General features: G+C 43.8%; 15 protein-coding genes. 6 read left to right on the top strand and 9 right to left on the bottom strand.

Annotated elements, in window-relative coordinates:
* Positions 1-15: 15 nt before the first annotated feature.
* Genes cpdA through nudF form a run of 3 tightly spaced genes read right to left on the bottom strand, consistent with a single transcriptional unit; the run spans position 16 to position 1,926 of the window.
* Positions 16-837, bottom strand: coding sequence for a 3',5'-cyclic-AMP phosphodiesterase (cpdA, locus tag ACP45E_RS04215; RefSeq protein ID WP_026026783.1), 822 nt, complete (start codon positions 835-837; stop codon positions 16-18).
* Positions 838-862: 25 nt separating this feature from the next.
* Positions 863-1,297, bottom strand: a complete 435-nt coding sequence (locus ACP45E_RS04210) for a DUF1249 family protein (protein WP_017035543.1) — start codon at positions 1,295-1,297, stop codon at positions 863-865.
* Positions 1,294-1,926, bottom strand: a complete 633-nt coding sequence (nudF, locus tag ACP45E_RS04205) for an ADP-ribose diphosphatase (protein WP_017039093.1) — start codon at positions 1,924-1,926, stop codon at positions 1,294-1,296. Before nudF ends, ACP45E_RS04210 begins: the two co-directional genes overlap by 4 nt.
* Before the next feature lie 235 nt (positions 1,927-2,161).
* On the opposite strand from nudF, the gene tolC reads away from it, so the two are divergent.
* Positions 2,162-3,472, top strand: coding sequence for an outer membrane channel protein TolC (gene tolC / locus ACP45E_RS04200; protein WP_017039094.1), 1,311 nt, complete (start codon positions 2,162-2,164; stop codon positions 3,470-3,472).
* Positions 3,473-3,577: 105 nt separating this feature from the next.
* On the opposite strand, the gene hldE is transcribed toward tolC, so the two are convergent.
* From hldE to ACP45E_RS04185, 3 genes are all read right to left on the bottom strand, one after another.
* Positions 3,578-5,008 (bottom strand): bifunctional D-glycero-beta-D-manno-heptose-7-phosphate kinase/D-glycero-beta-D-manno-heptose 1-phosphate adenylyltransferase HldE, encoded by a 1,431-nt coding sequence (gene hldE / locus ACP45E_RS04195; protein ID WP_017035546.1) that lies wholly within the window; start codon positions 5,006-5,008, stop codon positions 3,578-3,580.
* A 103-nt stretch (positions 5,009-5,111) separates the two neighbouring features.
* Entirely contained in the window at positions 5,112-7,952 is a 2,841-nt protein-coding gene (gene glnE / locus ACP45E_RS04190; RefSeq protein WP_017039095.1) for a bifunctional [glutamate--ammonia ligase]-adenylyl-L-tyrosine phosphorylase/[glutamate--ammonia-ligase] adenylyltransferase, read from the bottom strand.
* 130 nt (positions 7,953-8,082) lie between these two features.
* The gene (locus tag ACP45E_RS04185) at positions 8,083-9,339 is read right to left on the bottom strand and encodes a methyl-accepting chemotaxis protein (RefSeq protein ID WP_026026784.1); all 1,257 of its coding nucleotides are present in this window, start codon (positions 9,337-9,339) and stop codon (positions 8,083-8,085) included.
* A gap of 145 nt (positions 9,340-9,484) precedes the next feature.
* On the opposite strand from ACP45E_RS04185, the gene ACP45E_RS04180 reads away from it, so the two are divergent.
* Entirely contained in the window at positions 9,485-10,270 is a 786-nt protein-coding gene (locus ACP45E_RS04180; RefSeq protein ID WP_017039096.1) for a potassium channel family protein, read from the top strand.
* A 121-nt stretch (positions 10,271-10,391) separates the two neighbouring features.
* On the opposite strand, the gene ACP45E_RS04175 is transcribed toward ACP45E_RS04180, so the two are convergent.
* Positions 10,392-11,909, bottom strand: coding sequence for an inorganic triphosphatase (locus ACP45E_RS04175; RefSeq protein WP_017035550.1), 1,518 nt, complete (start codon positions 11,907-11,909; stop codon positions 10,392-10,394).
* 205 nt (positions 11,910-12,114) lie between these two features.
* Between ACP45E_RS04175 and ACP45E_RS04170 the strand changes: the two genes are divergently transcribed.
* The 3 genes from ACP45E_RS04170 (at position 12,115) to ACP45E_RS04160 (ending at position 14,952) form a co-directional block, all read left to right on the top strand.
* Positions 12,115-12,795 (top strand): TIGR00153 family protein, encoded by a 681-nt coding sequence (locus ACP45E_RS04170; protein WP_026026785.1) that lies wholly within the window; start codon positions 12,115-12,117, stop codon positions 12,793-12,795.
* A gap of 128 nt (positions 12,796-12,923) precedes the next feature.
* The gene (locus tag ACP45E_RS04165) at positions 12,924-14,183 is read left to right on the top strand and encodes an inorganic phosphate transporter (RefSeq protein WP_026026786.1); all 1,260 of its coding nucleotides are present in this window, start codon (positions 12,924-12,926) and stop codon (positions 14,181-14,183) included.
* Between the two features lie 157 nt (positions 14,184-14,340).
* On the top strand, positions 14,341-14,952 hold the full coding sequence (locus ACP45E_RS04160; RefSeq protein WP_017035553.1) for a TIGR04211 family SH3 domain-containing protein: 612 nt from the start codon (positions 14,341-14,343) through the stop codon (positions 14,950-14,952).
* A gap of 168 nt (positions 14,953-15,120) precedes the next feature.
* Here ACP45E_RS04160 and ACP45E_RS04155 read toward each other — a convergent pair whose 3' ends face one another.
* Entirely contained in the window at positions 15,121-15,963 is an 843-nt protein-coding gene (locus ACP45E_RS04155; protein WP_017039098.1) for a general secretion pathway protein GspB, read from the bottom strand.
* Positions 15,963-17,705: an ExeA family protein gene (locus tag ACP45E_RS04150; RefSeq protein WP_241824265.1), complete on the bottom strand. Its 1,743-nt coding sequence runs from the start codon at positions 17,703-17,705 to the stop codon at positions 15,963-15,965. Before ACP45E_RS04150 ends, ACP45E_RS04155 begins: the two co-directional genes overlap by 1 nt.
* An 88-nt stretch (positions 17,706-17,793) precedes the next feature.
* Here ACP45E_RS04150 and ACP45E_RS04145 point away from each other — a divergent pair, with 88 nt between their 5' ends.
* Positions 17,794-19,005 carry a multifunctional CCA addition/repair protein gene (locus tag ACP45E_RS04145; RefSeq protein WP_017035556.1) on the top strand — a complete coding sequence of 404 codons (1,212 nt, stop codon included), beginning with the start codon at positions 17,794-17,796 and terminating at the stop codon, positions 19,003-19,005.
* Positions 19,006-19,266: the final 261 nt, after the last annotated feature.

Here is a 19,266-nt window from a genome sequence, read left to right as displayed (position 1 = left end):
TAGATGAAGGCATCGTTAATAACCGCCAGCAGTGAAATCGGGAAAGAATCGATCATTAGGCAAACGCTGCACTTGAGTCACCAATTGCCCATCATCGTACAGGTCAAGCTCTCTCCACCCAGGAGCACGCTTATCTAAAGCGAATTCATCGGAGTTAGGTTTAAACTGAATGCACGTTGATGGTGTCGCCATAACGCGTACACCGTTGAACTCTCGATCCATATCCTGATGAACATGGCCACACAAGATGGCTTTAACATTACTGTGCCTATCAAGTACCTGCCAGAGCAATTCACTGTCTTTCAACGTATGCTGATCTAGCCAAGCACTGCCCACTAGAATCGGATGATGATGCAACAACACTAAGGTATGACGATTAGGGTTAGCACTCAATTTTTCATCCAATAAATCCAGTTGCCGATCACTCAAGCGCCCATGAGGCATTCCAACAACTTGAGAGTCAAGCATGATCACTTGCCAATGCTCACCTATGTATAAGTGCTCTATATGCTGAATTTGAGGGGAAGGAAATACTGTGCCCATATTCGGCTGATAATCATGATTACCAGGCAACCAATAACAAGGCTGTTTGAGTGGCGCAATCCCCTCGGCAAAACGCTGGTATGACTCGACACTATGATCTTGAGAAATATCTCCCGTCGCCAAAATAGAATCAAAGTTAACACCAGAATCTTGAATCATAGAGACCACAGCCTGAAAACTGTCTAAGGTATTTACGCTTAGAAGGTCACCGTCCGCAGGCGCAAACAAATGAGTATCGGTAATTTGTAGCAGCTTAATCGGTGAAACTTCTGCTGGACTAGGGGACAATTTCAAAATCAAAACCTGAAAATTTACATGACTAATGATTAATATTAATGGGATCTTGGCTAATGCCTTGTTTCAGGCAAAATGTCAGCCAATCTCCTAAAAAACGATTGATTTGTGCTTTCTCATCTTTTTGCATCATTCTAGTGTTTGGATAATCATAACGTGGTTTTACTCGCCCAAAATGCTCACTAGAAAAAACTTCTGCTACTCGGGCATCGTGATATAGCCTGACAGACATTTTAGGTAATGGAAATATTGGAACGTCATCACTCTGACAAACATCCACTAAAGTTGTGTACTTTGTGACCTCACACACTTGCAATTGATACGTCATTGCTGCGGCTTTATAACAACGAATATCACCAACCTTTGCATCAATTGGCAACAGCGCATTGAGTTTCGCATAGTTAGTCTCATACACACGCATCAACTCTGCGAGATCAACATGATACGTTTTATTGATCATTTTGATCGCCACTTGGAGACAATATCTCGGTGATTAAGCTCCAGCCATTGAAGAGCAATAATAGATGCACCATTTTCAAACATTCCCGACTGTACGCCTTGATACGCCTCTTCTCGAGACATCACATGCACGCGAATATCTTCACCTTCATGTTCAAGGCCATGTGTACCAAACGCTTTTGATGCATCGACTTCACCAACAAAAACGTCTAATTTTTCAGAGCAGCCACCCGAGGATGGATAAAATGCGGTAATTTTTTCCAATTGACCCACTTCAACACCCGCTTCTTCAAGCATCTCTCGACGAGCCACATCTTCGGCCGTTTCACCCTCATCAATAATCCCCGCGACTATTTCTAATTGCCAAGGAGAACGATGTTCAAGAGCGCCGACACGAATTTGCTCGACGATGACAACTTGATCGGTCGTGGGATCATAAGGTAACACAGCGACGGCGTGCCCACGCTCAAACATCTCTCGTTCGATGGGTTCACTCCAACCACCATCGAAAAGTCGATGACTAAACTGGTATTTAATCATTTTAAAAAAACCGCTAAAGACCGTTTTTTTTGATAACAGCTTTACATCACTAGGAGTAAAGCGAGTCAGTGACCTGTTTGAGTCTTGCATCTAAGCACCTCTATATTGTCGTCGTCATCATTTTACCTAGAGTTGCCTCTAAGCACCAAGGATAGTTATCAAATATTCGTATGATATTTATAAATTTATTTTAGTTAAGATTATCAATATTGAGTCGCCTGACAGCAATCTGTAAAAATATGCAAAAATTCGAGTAAATTACCATCACTTTAGGGTAGACTTTGCTTTAGATACCCTCTTTATATTCTAGGCAGGAATGAACACAATGAAAAAACTGCTACCTGTATTCATCAGTGCGGCACTTGGCGCCATGAGTACCTCTGCATTCGCTGATACCTTTGCTGACATTTACAATCACGCAAAAGAAAATGACCCACAACTTTTAGGTGCTGCTGCACAACGTGATGCTGCTTTTGAAGCGGTGACGTCAAGCCGCAGTAGTTTGCTTCCTCAAATCAATTTAACTGCGGGTTATAACGTTAATCGTAGTAATCAAGATGGTAGAGAAAGTGATAAACTGAGCGCTGGGGTGAATTTTTCTCAATCACTTTACAATCGTTCAAGCTGGGTGACGCTCGATACCGCCGAGAAAACAGCCCGTCGTGCAGATTCCGCATACGCAGCCGAGCAGCAAGGCCTGATTCTTCGTGTTTCTTCCGCTTATTTCGAAGTACTGCGTGCTCAAGACAATCTTGAATTTGTTCGCGCTGAAAAAGCCGCCGTGGGTCGTCAATTAGAGCAGACAAAACAGCGTTTTGAAGTGGGCCTATCAGCCATTACCGATGTTCATGATGCCCAAGCTCAATACGATGGTGTTCTTGCTGACGAGGTCCTCGCAGAAAACGACCTCATTAATAGCTATGAAAACCTACGAGAAATCACAGGGAGAGAGCACTCAAATCTTAACGTTCTAGATACCGAGCGTTTTTCAGCAAGCAAAACTGAAACACCAGTGAAAGCGTTGGTTGAAGAAGCTGAGCAGAAGAACCTAAGCTTATTGACTGCGCGTATCTCACAAGATGTAGCAAGAGATAATATTTCTCTAGCCAGTTCTGGCCACTTACCTTCTATTACCTTAGATGGTGGCTATAATTACGCTAACGACTCTAGTGATGATTACGCTCCTCCTTATAGTAGTAATAACGACTTCAACATTGGTGTAAACCTTTCTGTACCCTTGTACACGGGTGGTAATGTTACCTCTCAAACCAAGCAAGCAGAATTTGCTTACGTCGCAGCAAGCCAAGATTTAGAAGCGACATATCGTAGCGTTGTCAAAAATGTTCGCGCATTTAACAACAACATCAGCGCTTCAATCGGTGCACTTCGAGCGTATGAGCAAACGGTAGTATCGGCAACCTCCGCATTAGAAGCAACAGAAGCGGGTTTTGATGTGGGTACACGTACGATTGTTGATGTGCTTGACTCAACACGTCGTCTCTACGATGCGAACAGAAACTTATCAGACGCTCGTTACAACTACATCATCAGCGTTCTTCAACTGCGCCAAGCAGTCGGTACGCTAAGTGAACAAGATGTCATGGACGTCAATGCAGGGCTAAAACCTTCAACCTAGTTTATTCATAGATCTAGGTTTCTTATAAGTTAAAAAAAACCGCTGTTTATCAGCGGTTTTTTATTGAGTGGAAAAGCTTAACCGTCAAAAGGACAGCATATTCGATTAGCCACGCCCACCTTTAATCGCATCAATGATTTCAGTAGTTGAACAGCCATCTTCGAAATTCAGCACTTTGACCTCTCCACCCGCCGCAATGACTTCTGCACCACCAGCAATATCTTCCGGCTTATAATCGCCACCCTTTACCAATAAACTTGGTAGGACTTCCGAGATTAATCGCTGAGGTGTATCTTCGCTGAATGGAACAACCCAATCAACCGCACCTAACCCAGCTAACACCGCCATACGGCGATCAGTCGGGTTAATTGGTCGGCTAGGGCCTTTTAGGCGTTTAACAGATTCATCCGTATTGACCGCAACAATCAAACGATCACCTAATTCCGCAGCGTGGTTCATATAAGAAACATGCCCCGCATGCAAGATATCGAAACAGCCGTTAGTCATGACCACTTTTTCACCTTTCGCTCGCGCACGTTTTACCGCTTCTATCAGCGCAGCCTCAGTGATCACCCCATAATCCGTATCTTGACTACCATGAATCGCTTCCGCCAACTCAATAATAGAAAGTGTCGATGTCCCTAATTTCCCAACGACTACACCCGCGGCAGCATTAGCCAACGCACAAGCTTCATCCAAAGGCTTACCTGCTGCAACTGAAGCTGCGAGTACAGAAATAACGGTGTCACCAGCGCCAGTCACGTCATACACTTCTTTGGCTAGCGTTGGCAAATGAAACGGGTCTTGACCTTTACGCAGCAGTGTCATTCCATGCTCACTACGAGTAACGAGCAGTGCCTCAAAATCAAACTCTTCGATCAGTGCAAGGCCTTTTTCGACAAGCTCTTCTTCCGACTTCACACGACCGGCAACCAATTCAAATTCGGCCATATTTGGCGTCAGTAGTGTTGCACCACGGTAACGTTCAAAATCTGCCCCTTTCGGGTCAATAAAAACAGGAACATTGGCAGCGCGCGCTTTTTGAATAAAGGTCTGAACGTGTTCCAACGCACCTTTAGCGTAATCTGACAGGATCACAGAGCGTACATTGGGTAACGCTTGCTCCATGCGCTTCAACACTAAGTCGGGATCTGTGTTTTCAAATTTATCTTCGAAATCTAGGCGAATTAATTGCTGACCACGGCTCATTACCCGCAATTTAGTAATGGTTGGGTACTCTTCAAGCTCGACAAAATCACATTTTACTTTCAGTGAGCTTAAAGTGTTTTTTAATACTTGAGCGGGTTCATCTTTACCGGTTAAGCCAATAATGTGAGCATGACCGCCCAATGAAGCAATATTCATGGCTACGTTAGCCGCGCCACCAGGACGCTCTTCATTGTTCTCGACTTTCACCACAGGAACAGGCGCTTCAGGTGAAATGCGCCCGGTTGGACCATACCAGTAACGATCAAGCATCACATCGCCGATGATAAGAACGCCTGAATCGTTGTAATCAGGTAGGATTGGTTTCATTGTGGATCTCCAAAATTCGTAACTGAGCCGAGTTTAACACAAGGTTTTTTATCACTAAACTCTCGGCTCATATTTGTACCGACTCTCAATGCCATCCCCATCTTTATTCGAGCCACTGTTTCCAGGCTTGAATAACAACTTCACGCTCTTGAGTAAACTTATCTTCTGCCACATCCGCCTCCAAGTTCAGTAGATTACGGTGATGTATTTGGTCGCGCATTTCGGTATATGCCTTGATTAACCCCATCGCTTGTGACTCGTCCATCACACCTTGAGCGATCATGGATTCAAACAAACGAATATTGTCCGACCAACGAGAAAGCTTAGGTTTTTCATGGCTGTAATTAAGAACCAAATATTGCGCTAAGAATTCAACATCCGTGATTCCACCGGGATCTTGCTTAAGCATAAATCGCCCCGCTTTTTTACCACCAAGATGATCGCGCATTTTCACACGCATGTCCGCGACCTCTTTCTTCAGTGTCTCTTTCTCACGAGGCAAACACAAAATATCTTGCCGGGTTTTTGCAAACGCTTGATGAAGAGGCACATCCCCATAGATCATCCTTGCACGCACAAGGGCTTGATGCTCCCAGGTCCAGGCATCGTTGTACTGATATTCGTCAAATGCTTCTGCTGGACTCACCAAAAGGCCAGAAACCCCAGATGGGCGTAATCGAGTATCCGCTTCATATAAAATGCCAGATGCCGTTCTGGTAGAAAAAATGTGGATGATTCGCTGAGCAAGGCGAAGATAGAACTGCCTTCCATCGATTTCCTTCTTGCCATCGGTATACACGTTGACTGGGCAATCATGCATAAAGACAATATCAAGATCCGAATTGTAGCCAAGCTCCCATCCTCCCACTTTTCCATAGCCTATGACCGCAAAACCTTTTCCGTCACGGTCTTGGACGTGAGTTGGAGCACCAAACTTCTCCACCATTTGCTGCCATGCTTGATTGATCACAGCCGCCACGATAGCTTCAGCCAAATACGTTAAATGGTCACTCACTTCAGTAACGGGTAAGACACCGGCGATATCCCCCGCCGCGATACGCAAAATACAAATTTGTTTAAATTGGCGCAACGCTTCCATTTGCTGCTCCATATCATCTTCTGGGATACGGGCTAAGTAATCTCTTAATTCGGTTTTGTATGAATCCAATTCCACAGGGTTGTACAACTGCTGTGGATCAATCAACTCATCAAGTAAGATTGGGTAGCGCCCAAGTTGCTCTGAAATCATAGGGCTTGCAGTACACAGGCGAACCAATTGTGTCAGAGCCGCTGGGTGCTCATCGAGTAATTCTAAATACGTTGTCCGAGTAACAATTTTATGCAACAAATGCAGCACTCGAGAAAGACCAAATCGGGCATCTTTATGAGAAAAAACACTAGAAAACACTTTCGGCATTAATCGATTTAATACCTCTCTGCCTCTCGGTCCGAGCGTTTTCTTCGCCAAGTCTTTCTTGTACTGATAAATCGTTTTAGCAAGAATTTCGGCCTCTTGTTGGGCTAAGTCACTTTGCAAAATGCTTTCAACCACATCTTGTTCGGCGGCCATATCCCAAAGTTCATGAAAATGCCCAGCGACCACATCGCATTGCTCTTCGTCTTGGCCAATGAGATTTTCAAATACCTCATGCACATTCGACATGTGTAACGAAATCTCTTGCGTTAATAACGGGTAACTAGCAAAATCCATTGCCGTCGCTAGTTTTAACTGATCAATATCTGAATCGGGCAAGGTTTGAGTTTGCTTATCTCCCATGGCTTGAAGCAAGTTCTCTGTTCGACGCAAGAATAGATAAGCATCCGATAATCCATTCACCTCTTTTTCTTCAAGCAGCGCTAGCTCTTTAATAGCTTGCAGTGTTTCTAACAAGCCTCGACCGCGCAAACTAGGCTCTCGCCCACCACGAATGAGCTGGAAGACTTGAGCGATAAACTCGATTTCCCTGATACCACCAGCGCCAAGCTTAATGTTGTTTGTCAGTCCACGGCGTCTCACTTCACTGCTGATCATCGATTTCATTCTGCGCAATGACTGAATCGCACTGAAATCGATGTAACGACGAAACACGAATGGCCGTAACATCTGTCTTAGCTCTTGATATTCTGGGTACATTTCACTGCCCATGACCCTTGCTTTGATCATTGCATAACGTTCCCAATCTCGCCCTTGCTCTTGATAATAATCTTCAAGTGCTGCGTAACTCATGACCAATGGGCCACTTTCTCCAAAAGGACGAAGCCGCATATCAACCCGATAGCAAAAACCATCGAAGGTATGTTGATCAAGCGCTTTAATGATTCTTTGCCCCAAACGAGTAAAGAATTGAGCATTAGCAATGCTTCGCCTCGCCCCTTGGGTTTCTCCGTTTTCTGGATAAGTGAATATCAAATCAATATCAGAGGAAAAGTTAAGCTCTCCACCCCCAAGTTTACCCATACCGATGATCAGCATCGGTTGAGCAACCCCTTCGCTATTGCAAGGTGTTCCCCATTCATTGCAACAAACCTGATATTGCCATTGATAAGTTTCAAAGATCATCGCTTCCGCTAGCTCAGACAGGTGTTTTAGGCTCTCTTCAAGTGACCAAGAAGCCAAAAAATCCCGCCAAGCAATGTACGTCATTTCACTGTTTCTAAATTTCCTCAGCACTCGATGCCCAGCCGCTTCATCGCTGCATTGCGATAATCGTTGCCTCAGGTTTTCACGATAATTAGCGTATCGCGACTTATCTTCGAGCATCTGTGGCAAGGCTTGAATTAACCCTTCATCTCGTGGCAGAGCATCAGCAATAAACTGGCTCAATCCTGCTATGATTCTCAGTTCATCAAGTCGCTCTTTGGGCCATAGCTCAAAGGTTTTATTAGTCATTAGTGTTTCAAATACAGAATCTGAAATTGAAATAAGTGAAGGGGGCAACGACATGATTCTTCCTTGTACTGATCTTGGGTGCATTCTACAAAAACTCATTATACCAAACACAGTTATAGCAAACTTATGCCATAAAAAAACGCCCACTAGACTTAGTGAACGTTTTTATCATCAGAACGTGAGTTTAGACTTTGAATGATGCTATTTTATGGTCTAACTCTTCGGCATTATTTTGCATGATTTCAGACGTTTCCAGTAACTCGCCGATAACAAGTACCGAGGCTTCAACTAGCTCTCTAACATTGGTTAGATTTTGATCCATTTCACCTGCCACACTGCTCTGCTGGCCTGCTGCGGTCGCGATTTGGAAATTCATATCATTAATCTGCGTTACTTGGCTAACAATACCGTCAAGCTCAGTGCCTGCATTGGTCACCAATTCGACACCTTCCGCCGCTTCGACCACACTTTTTTCCATTAACTCTACCGCTGAGGTAGCACTGCTTTGCAATTGACTGATCATTTCTTGAATTTCAACCGTTGCTTGTTGGGTTCGCTGGGCTAAGTTTCGAACCTCATCCGCAACAACAGCAAAACCGCGACCGGCTTCGCCAGCACGTGCGGCTTCAATCGCGGCATTCAATGCTAATAGATTGGTTTGTTCTGAAATACCTTGAATTGTGCCAACCACGCTACCAATCGCGTCCACACTATTTTCGACTTGGTTCACGGCTTCAGCAGAAGCGCTGATGTCTTTTGCCAATACACTCATTTTTGTCACACTGTCTTGTACAAAGCGCTGACCCGTTTGAGCTTGTTCGGAGGCACTTTCTGTTAGCGCAGATGCATTTTGTGCATGATCAGCAACCGTCTGAACCGTTGAACTCATTTCGCTCATTGCCGTCGCGAGTTGATCAATCTCATTGAACTCTTCTTGCGTTGACTCTTTTGTCTCAGACATGCTCAGTGTCATCACTTCAGTCAGTGCTGAAAGCTCTTGTGAGGACTCGACTTGTGTTTTAATCATGTCTTGCAATTGTCGACGGGTAATTTCCAATTCGCGTGCAACATCGCCATATTCATCTTTACAATCCATCGCGATTTCTATCGAGAGATCTTTGTTGGCCATCTGCTTGATCGAATCATTCAAATACTGTGTTTGGCGCAGCATAATTCGAGCGGCAGCCAGCAATATGACAATAAAGAAGGCAATCATGATAACCGTTTGCCACACAACCTGAACCAAATAAGCTTCGTAATGTTGTTGGGCAACGTCTGCGCTTGATGTGGCGACTAAAAGAGCATTATGAAACGTACTTGCATCCCACAACTGTTTGCAAACGATCAACACCGTGCTGATCACCATGAGTAAAATCATCTTTGGAACTAAACGAGTATTGGTAATTACCCGCTCCCATGGTTTGAATACCATACTAGCCATTGTCCGTTCTCCACGATTATTATTGATATTTTGCATAACGTCGCACTCAATATAGGATAAAAATCTTCAATAGACTCATGTATATTAAGTGCATTGCTTTCAACTAACGCATCAGCCCTAGTTGCTAATTTATTTCGAGCCTCGTATGAATAAAGATGATATCAAAAACGATACAAGACCCATGAGCTTATTATCACTGATACTGTCTTTTATGGCGCTATTTGTGATCTCGGGCTTATTGTTTATGCCGATCAATCCTGAAACTCGTCAAGTACTTATCGGCTTGGACACTTTAATCTGTAGTATTTTCATTCTGCAACTTTCGATTGATTTGATCCGATCCACAGACCGAGTGCAATTCATGAAAACGCACTGGATTGATTTCCTTGCTAGCCTACCAATGATTGAACCACTTCGGTACGCTCGTCTGTTCTCGATCCTTCGTATTATCTTGGTCATTCGATCGGGAAGATATGTCTTTAGTCAGTTATTTTCTGATCGAAAAGAAACAACCTTAGCCTCAATTTTATTGCTATTAGTGTTTTTACTGACGATAGGTTCGAGTGTCATGCTGTTTATTGAAGGCAAAGAGCCGACCGCTAACATTCAGTCAGGCAGTGATGCTTTGTGGTGGGCGCTCGTGACCATTTCCACCGTGGGCTATGGTGATCACTTCCCAGTGACAGAAGCAGGAAAGATCGTGGCTGCGGTATTGATCATCTGTGGTGTAGGGTTATTTGGTATGATATCAGGCTTAATTACCTCAATGATCACCTCCCCCTCGAAAGAGCAAGCTCAACAACAAGAAAACAAGCACCGACTATTAGAAGAGATCGTCTTACAGCAACAAATCATTATTCGGCGGCTAGAGAAACTTGAACAATCTGCGCCACTCGATAACACCAAAGACTCAGATAACACCAGCCATTAGCACGAAACGATTCAGCACAGCTCCATAAGCTCTGAACCAGTTAGAACCGTTGATCTATTTAAGCAAAAAAATAGAGCACTTCTGCACTCTATTGTATGTTTTTTGCCGTCTGCAACTCTGCCTAATGTTGCCAGTATGGTTCAGCCTCGACACTGATTAAACGGGTTTGCTCCATGGCATGCAAAATTGACGTTTCTTGACGACCCAACCAACGTTGAAGTTGCTCTTTTTCATCGCCTTCAAGCTTATCAACCAATCGCTCTAATGGTTTCAGCATCAGAAGATCATCAATACCTTGCATTAGATCTGCCCAAGGGAGGCGGAAACTGTTGCGTTCATCCGCGTCATAAAGGCTGGCAAAGCCAACCCCTGTATAAAGATTACGCATCAATCGATACTGCTGTTCAATATATTCTAAGCTGGTTAATGCTCGCTCAGGAGGAAAAGCTTCAATCAACTCAGCCCAAGTTCTGTCTAATTGCTTGATAGAGAATGGAGAGATTGAGTGTGACATTTGGTCACGCGCTTTATCATCAAGAAACGGTTGCCAGCCTCGGGTTAAAATCCACCGACTTAAATCGAGTAAAATTCCCGTGTAGCGGGCTGAAGAGAGCAATGTCATCACATCCTCTCGAGTTGGCAACGAATTTTGAACTTCTTGCAGCTCAAACACGAGAAACTTACGCGCTTCTAATTTTCTAAGTACATGGCCTTTGTCTTCTAATAAATCATCGAGGTAATCATATTGCTTTAACCAATCTAACTCTTGCTCTAACCATTTCAATTCTTGTCGCAAAATGGCACTGGCGCGTCTAGGAACAATGCCTCCATAAATAGTCAGTGTCTGACGTATAAAGCTTAATGAATGGCGAATTTCATGCAGCGCCTGAATAGATTCGCGTTCTGAGTATATTTGCTCGTGGTAATGCCAATGGGATAATGCATGCTCTAACGAATTTACAAAGCAAGACTCAACACTGTCAGTGCGATTCGTTTCAACTAAAGAAAGAGGCTTCACTTCATCGGCTGTATACCCCAACGCCAATCGGTAACCTCGAGCGGCTTTGCTCAAATTTCCCAGGCGCATACCACCATGCTCACTAAATTGACGAGCTAAGGTAAAAAGAGCATCTGTTTGCCCTGATTTCAATTCAAATTCGACTTCACAAATAGGATCGTGCTTGTCACCAGAAACCACGTCACCTTGATCAAACGCGACTTCTACTTGGCTGCCATCGGCCATGCCAATGAGCCATTGCTCTCGGTTAAAATTGGTGGAAAAAAGAGGGATAAGCTGTTCCTGTAACGTATCTACGTCACGCTGTGGGGGCCAAATATCTTGAGGGTGCAATGAAAGTAGTGGCGAGTTACAAGTATGCTCAGCGTTAAATTCCGGTCGTTGGTGCAACCCTGCAACAACACGACCTGCTGTTTTTACCGTTTGAATAAAAACATCATCAAAACGTCGAATGCGTAAGCCGGTATCATGCTGACGTAACCAATGATCTGGCGTATCAAAATAGGTATTTCCTAACTCTCGGCTACTGTGCTGAAGCACTTTCATGTCAGCGATCTTTTCTCTTAAGATTTCTGAAAATTCGGGTGAAACAAAAAACTTCAGTTCTATCTCGGTTTCCATAACTGTACCTTTCAAAGCAGATATCAACAGGATATTGCCAATATCGTTACTGGGCAAGAAAGAAATATCACCTTAATGATGATCTAAAACAGTTTTAATGAGTGATTTAATGGGGTAACATGCGCGCCTTTATAGCCATCGTTCAACATTTCGCCATGAAATGGTGTATGTTCTTTTTAGGTTATATTTAACAGGTTGAATGGCCATGCCAGTAAATACGATAATGGGGTTATTTGCAAAGTCCCCTATTAAGCCTTTGCAGCGCCACGTAGTGTGCGTTAATGAGTGTTGCTCTCATCTGGTTAACTTTTTTGAAGTTTCTTCAAAAGGTGATTGGGAAAAAGCAGCAGAAATTCGTGCTCAAATTTCTCATTTAGAGAAAGAAGCTGATGTGCTAAAGCGTGAAATTCGCCTCAAACTTCCTCGCGGTTTGTTTATGCCTGTCGATCGTACCGACATGCTTGAGCTTTTGACTCAACAAGACAAGCTTGCCAATTTAGCCAAAGACATTTCTGGCCGAGTTTACGGTCGTCGTTTGGTGATTCCTGAAACTCTTCAAGAGAATTTCATCGTTTATGTTAAACGTTGTCTCGATGCAGCCAATCAAGCTCAGAAAGTAATTAATGAGTTGGATGAACTGTTAGAGACAGGCTTTAAGGGCCGTGAAGTGACGCTTGTTGCAGAAATGATTAATCAACTTGATTTGATTGAAGACGATACTGATACCATTCAGGTTCAGCTTCGCCAGCAGTTAATGGCCGTTGAATCGGAATATAACCCAATTGACGTTATGTTCTTATACAAGATTCTAGAGTGGGTTGGTGGCATTGCCGATCAAGCACAGCGTGTAGGTGCGCGTCTTGAAGTTATGCTTTCTCGCTCTTAAATCACAAGTAACCCTTTAACGAAGAGCTAAATTAAACACGACAAATTAGGCGATGAGTATTTTCATCGCTGATGGGTTTGTCGCGTCTAAATTTTGTTCCGCTTGTTATTAAACAACTAGGTATTACGATGGATATCATTGCTAACCACGGCACGCTTCTAATTATTATTGCAGCAGCTTTTGGTCTACTAATGGCTATTGGTATTGGTGCAAATGACGTTGCGAATGCAATGGGCACCTCTGTAGGCTCAAAAGCACTTACAGTGAAACAAGCAATCATCATTGCTATGATCTTTGAATTTGCAGGGGCTTACCTTGCTGGCGGTGAAGTAACCGATACGATTCGCAAAGGCGTAATCGATACAGATTTATTTGCTCATCAACCTGATGTTTTAGTTTTCGGTATGCTATCTGCTCTACTGGCAGCTGGCACCTGGCTATTGGTCGCGTCTTACATGGGCTGGCCTGTTTCAACCACTCACTCAATCATAGGCGCCATCATTGGTTTTGCTTGTGTCTCTGTGGGCACAGAAGCCGTCGACTGGGGTTCTGTACAAGGTATCGTGGGTAGTTGGCTCATCACCCCACTCATATCTGGCTTCTTTGCTTACATGATTTTTGTCAGCGCGCAGCGACTGATTTTTGATACAGAGAATCCACTCTTTAACGCCAAACGATTTGTTCCTGTGTATATGTTCATCACAACAATGGTGATTGCGTTGGTTACCATCAAAAAGGGCTTAAAACACGTTGGGTTACATCTAAGTAATAGTGAGGCTTGGATGTGGTCAGCTGGTTTTTCTGCACTCATCATGGTGGGTGGCTACCTTTATATTCAAAAGAAATTTGCAAACCGCGAAGACGATCATGGCTTTGCTGGTGTGGAAGGTATCTTCACCGTGTTGATGGTTATCACCGCTTGTGCGATGGCATTTGCACACGGCTCAAACGATGTAGCTAACGCCATCGGGCCTCTTTCTGCGGTTGTTTCGACGGTTCAACACATGGGTGAAATCACAGGAAAGACTCAGATCGCATGGTGGATTCTTCCTCTCGGCGGTTTCGGCATTGTTATTGGCCTTGCAACCCTTGGACGTCGGGTTATGGCAACCGTAGGTACTGGTATTACAGAGCTAACACCAAGCCGAGGTTTTGCCGCTCAATTGGCGACAGCCTGTACGGTTGTTCTTGCATCAGGAACAGGCCTACCGATTTCGACTACGCAAACGCTTGTTGGTGCCGTATTAGGTGTCGGTTTTGCACGCGGTATAGGCGCACTAAACTTAGGCGTAGTTCGTAATATTGTCGCTTCTTGGATTGTTACCCTTCCAGCGGGTGCATTGCTGGCAGTAGTCTTCTTCTATGCAATCCAAGCCATGTTTATTTAATTTCTGAGTTTTTGATTTGTAAGCGTAACGTCATTATTGACTCAAACGCACAGAAAGGGAGGCTTTGCCTCCCTTCTTTGTTGCATGGCCCAGCGAAAATTCATACTATCTGTTCAATAGAAATATTAATATCATCTAGATTGTTAAAGGATTTACTGTGAAAAAACTGATTTGCATGGTTTTGGTCTCTCTAATGGCCATCCCCGCAGCTTTTGCTCAAGACCGCTACATCGCTGATAAACTGTTTACTTACATGCACTCAGGACCCAATAATCAGTTTCGTATTATTGGCAGTATAGATGCTGGTGATAAAGTGAAACTCCTCTCATCCAATAAAGATACCGGATACAGCGAAATTCTTGATTCGAAAGGCCGCAAAGGTTGGGTTGAAACTCGATTTGTCACACGCCAAGAAAGTATGGCGATGCGTTTGCCTAGACTTGAAAAAGAACTGACCACGGTTAAAGCTCAACTTTCCAACGCTCGAGATAATGCTGATAGCGAAAAAGCAGGACTGATTGACTCTCTTGAAGTGCGTAATCAACAAATTTCTGAACTTGAACAAAATTACAGTGATATCAGTAAACAACTGACGGCTTCTCAAACCGAAGTTCGTGAACTGCGCGCTCGTATCGATACACAAAAAGAAGACCTACTACTTAAATACTTTATGTATGGTGGTGGTGTCGCAGGCGGGGGGTTGCTATTTGGCTTGCTACTTCCGCACATTATCCCTCGTCGTAAGAAATCACCAAACGGCTGGGCTTAATTGATTTGAACTAAGTTCATAGTGAATCCACGCAACATTTATAGAAAGGTCACATCAGTGACCTTTTTTAATCGCATTATTTTTTAATCGCAGTGCTTTCTCAACAGCCGTTAATATACTGATTGAGAATGGCTAACTGCCACTTAAAGAGTTATCAAACCTATTCAGCTAGCCTTTCCAGTCGTACAGGGCAGGAATTTCAATCAACTGACCTTCATAGTTGATCATGCAATATCGCTGCTTTATCTCAACAAGAGTCACTAAGTCGTTTATCTTATCGCCCTCAACAAATTCACTACCATTGATCTTAACCCAGCGTTTGTCGACTTTACTTGAGTAAACATGAGTTTGAAAGTTCATCGCAGGTAGCAACCCTTGAAAGTCAGCGCCACTTTGTACCAATTTAACGGAACTGATACTCAGGTCCTGACTTGAAGTATCTTGGGTATTGGCATTAAAAGCCTCTGTGGACGGAGAGCCCCCCTTTTCATTCGACAACATAGACTGCACTCTAAATGCGATCTCGGGTGAAAACTGACTTAAGTCGAGTTCAGACAAACGCTCAAGAGCTAAAGCATCTGTCTCTTCCGCTTTCTCTTCATGCGTGGCATGCCCCACGATTCTTGTATTACTTGTTTCTGCATTCGCACCTTCTTCACCCCTAGGAAAGGTCTGTATCGTTTCTACGGCGGAGATTTTCTCCTCTGAGCGGTAGGTGGTTTTTAAGGTTTTAATCGGTAAGTTAGGCAATACCGTATAGCCACTTTCAACCTCAATAATGTCAGGAATGACCTGAATCTCTGACGAACTCTTCGGGTTTTGATTGTGGTAAGCGCTATAACCAAGCCAAGTCGCCGTTAGCGCCACTGGCAGAATAAAACTCGTCACGACCATCAGTCTTGATACCCTTGGTGGTGAAGCAGAGGAAGCACTCTGTTTGTGGCTGGGCAAAGCTTCATATCGTTGATGATTTTGTTCTGAAATTTTCAGTGCTTTTAATATCTCAGACATCAGTGATTCTCTTTTAGTGCTAATCGACTAGGTATGACGGCTTCAGACTTAGCTTTCGCTAAACGAAGCATCGAAGTGTCAATCATCGCAGTGCGAATCATTGAACGTTTTAAAGCAACCGAGCTCAACTCTTTAGCCGTTGACGTTTGCAATGAAGGGGCGCTTTCTTGAGTCAGTAACTCCAGTACTTTTAAAGTTTGTTTCCCTGCAATACCATCCACTTCTATACCCTGCCAGCGTTGAAACACTTTTACTTTTCTTTCTAAACCTTCATCGAAACTTGATGAGTTACTCGCGCTCTCACCTAGCAATGCAGACAGTTTGCTATCCAGCTGAGAAATAGGTTCACCCGACATGCCTTTTTTTAACAATTGCTGAAATTCTGATCGCCAAACATAATGATACCTTCCAGTCCAAATTGATTTAAGCCAACGCTGATCGAAACGTACTCTTTGATCGTTGAATAACAGCTCAATAGTGTCATCATTATGTGCCCGATAAAGAACTGCATAGCTTCCGTTTAGTCCTATATCTAAATGAAGCACAGCAGGCATATTCAAGGCGAGTAAGTCCTCCCAAACACCGTCTTTATATTCGCAGTTAAAAAGTCGAAACGCCGATTCAGAGGGCATGCACAGTTGATCGAGCACACTCGCTTGGTATCCCCACACCTGATACAAGTCTGCAATACTTTGCTCTAAGCTTGATGACTGCATAAGCAGTTGCTCTAAGTTAGGTGAGAAAACTTCCCGAGTTATTTTTGGGGGCGTAATAACAACAGATTCCGTTGCAAACTCATTATCTATCAGCTTATCTAAATCATGAGGCGCCCACCAATAAATACCCAAAGAAGCGATAATACCAAGGGTTAAACTGATCATAACGGGACGATAACGGCTCACAGAGGGTATTGGGTCAGTGACTGCAAAAGAAGGCTGAAATAGCATGACGTTGTTACAAGCCTGCTGAATAAGAGACAGATTGAGCTGCTTGATTCCCGACTGATACGCGGACTTCAACGCCGCATCACACACCAGGTTGATCAGTCTTGGGATCCCTTGCGTTTGAACTGAAATGTACTTCATTCCGTTGGTCGGAAACAGTGAGCTATCGCCTCCAGCAGTTTCAAGACGAAACTGTATATACTTAACGCCTTCTTTGACCGTTAAAGGCAGCAAGTGATAGCGACCTGTAATTCTTTGTGCCAGTTGACGCAGTTGAGGAACTTTCAGTTTTTCCTGAAGTTCTGGTTGGCCAATCAACAATACTTTGAGCAATTTATGACTGTCCGTTTCGAGGTTAGTCAATAAGCGAAGTTGCTCTAATACATCGGCTGCCAAATGCTGAGCTTCATCAATCACCAGCAAGGTTTGAATACCTTGCGCATGGTTAGCCAGTAAAAACTGGTAAATGGCTTGGCTCAATTGCTTCAAAGAGGCCGCATTAGGGTATGGGACCGAAAATTCATCACAAATCGCTTCGAGAAGTTCAACATCCGAGAACGTAGGATTAAGAATAAGCCCCGCTTTTGTCTCAATGCCTAGGTTGGCGAGCATCACTTTTGCGACCGTGGTTTTGCCTGTACCAACCTCTCCGGTGAGCATAGCAAATCCACCACCTTCGCCCAGCCCCGCCTCTAAGTGCTGAATGGCTTCTTTGTGGCGTTGGCTTAAAAATAGATAACGAGAATTGGGAACAATGGAGAATGGCGGTTGGCTAAAAGAAAAAAAGTCGTGATACATCATTCTCATCTCTATAAATTAGTGGGTTAAGAAAGTACCATCACTCACAGTAAACGCCAATGGCAAACAAAACATTTAAGGGTTTAACGTGCAAGTATACTTAGTCGGTGGCGCTGTCCGCGACCAATTACTCAATATCGATGTCTATGACAAAGACTGGGTTGTCGTGGGCAGTAGCCCTAATGAAATGCTCGCTCAAGGGTTTAGCGCCGTTGGAAAAGACTTCCCTGTGTTTCTCCACCCAAAAACCAAACAAGAGCATGCTCTTGCTCGTACAGAGCGAAAAACAGGCGCTGGCTACAAAGGCTTCGAGTGTTATTTCTCTGCTGACGTCACTTTAGAAGAGGATCTCCTTCGACGAGACCTAACCATCAACGCCATTGCGCAAGATAAGCAAGGCAACTACATCGACCCTTACGGCGGGCAAAAAGATTTAGATCAGCGGATCTTACGTCACGTCTCTGATGCCTTTACTGAAGATCCTCTCAGAGTACTTCGTGTGGCTCGTTTTGCCGCAAAACTAAAACACCTTGATTTCTCCATTGCTCCTGAAACCATGGCACTGATGAAAACCATCAGCGCCTCTGGTGAACTGGAACAGCTAACCGCGGAACGCGTTTGGCAAGAGTGGCATAAATCATTGTCGACCAATGATCCTCAGGAGTTTCTTTCCGTCTTACAAGAATGTGGCGCTTTGAACGTTGTCATTCCTGAAATATCTCGCCTATTTGGTGTACCACAACCAGAAAAGTGGCACCCAGAAATAGACACCGGAATACATACTTTGATGGTGGCCCAACAAGCGGCGCTCCTTTCCCCTTCATTACCGGTGCGCTTTGCTTCGCAAGTACATGATTTAGGTAAAGGAATAACACCAGAAAAAGAGTGGCCTAGCCATAAAATGCACTGCCATACCGGTATCAAACTGATCAAAACACTCTGTAACCGAGTTCGTGTACCCAATGAGTTTAAAGAATTGGCTGTACTTGTCTGTGAACAGCATTCCAACATTCATCGAGCCGATGAATTAAAAGCCAGTACCAAGCTTAAAATACTCAATAAATTTGATGTATGGCGCAAGCCAGAAAGGCTCAATGACATTTTACTGTGCTGCATGGCTGATAGCCGAGGAAGAACAGGGTTTGAAGACATTGACTACCCTCAAAAGGCTATTTTTGAATCCGCTTATAAAGCGGCGTTAAGTGTCAATGTTCAAGATATTATTTCAGATGGTTTTAATGGCAAAGAGATCCGAACTGAAATGGATAAGAGACGTATCGAAGCCATTGAACACACCTAGAAAGAGTCTATTTCTAAAGCCATGTTTCTGATTCGATGACGACCCACAGCGCTATGATGTCACTGTATTGATTCATGTTTCACCTTCGCATTAGACAACGCGTATTATTTGAAGAATTTGTCACACGCTTTAAACGCCCCACCGAAGTGAAGCGTTTAAAGCGTTAAGCAAGTAATTCGTTAGGTTAAAAACCGAGTGGAATTATTGACCTTTAACTTCTTTAAGACCGCTTCCTTGAATATGGAGGAGCGCGCTCACCTA

It is taken from the genome of Vibrio genomosp. F10 str. 9ZD137, from assembly GCF_049974785.1.
Taxonomy (GTDB): domain Bacteria; phylum Pseudomonadota; class Gammaproteobacteria; order Enterobacterales; family Vibrionaceae; genus Vibrio.
The sequence above is the reverse complement of the archived record's forward strand: the minus strand, read 5'-3'. Positions and strand labels throughout refer to the sequence as shown.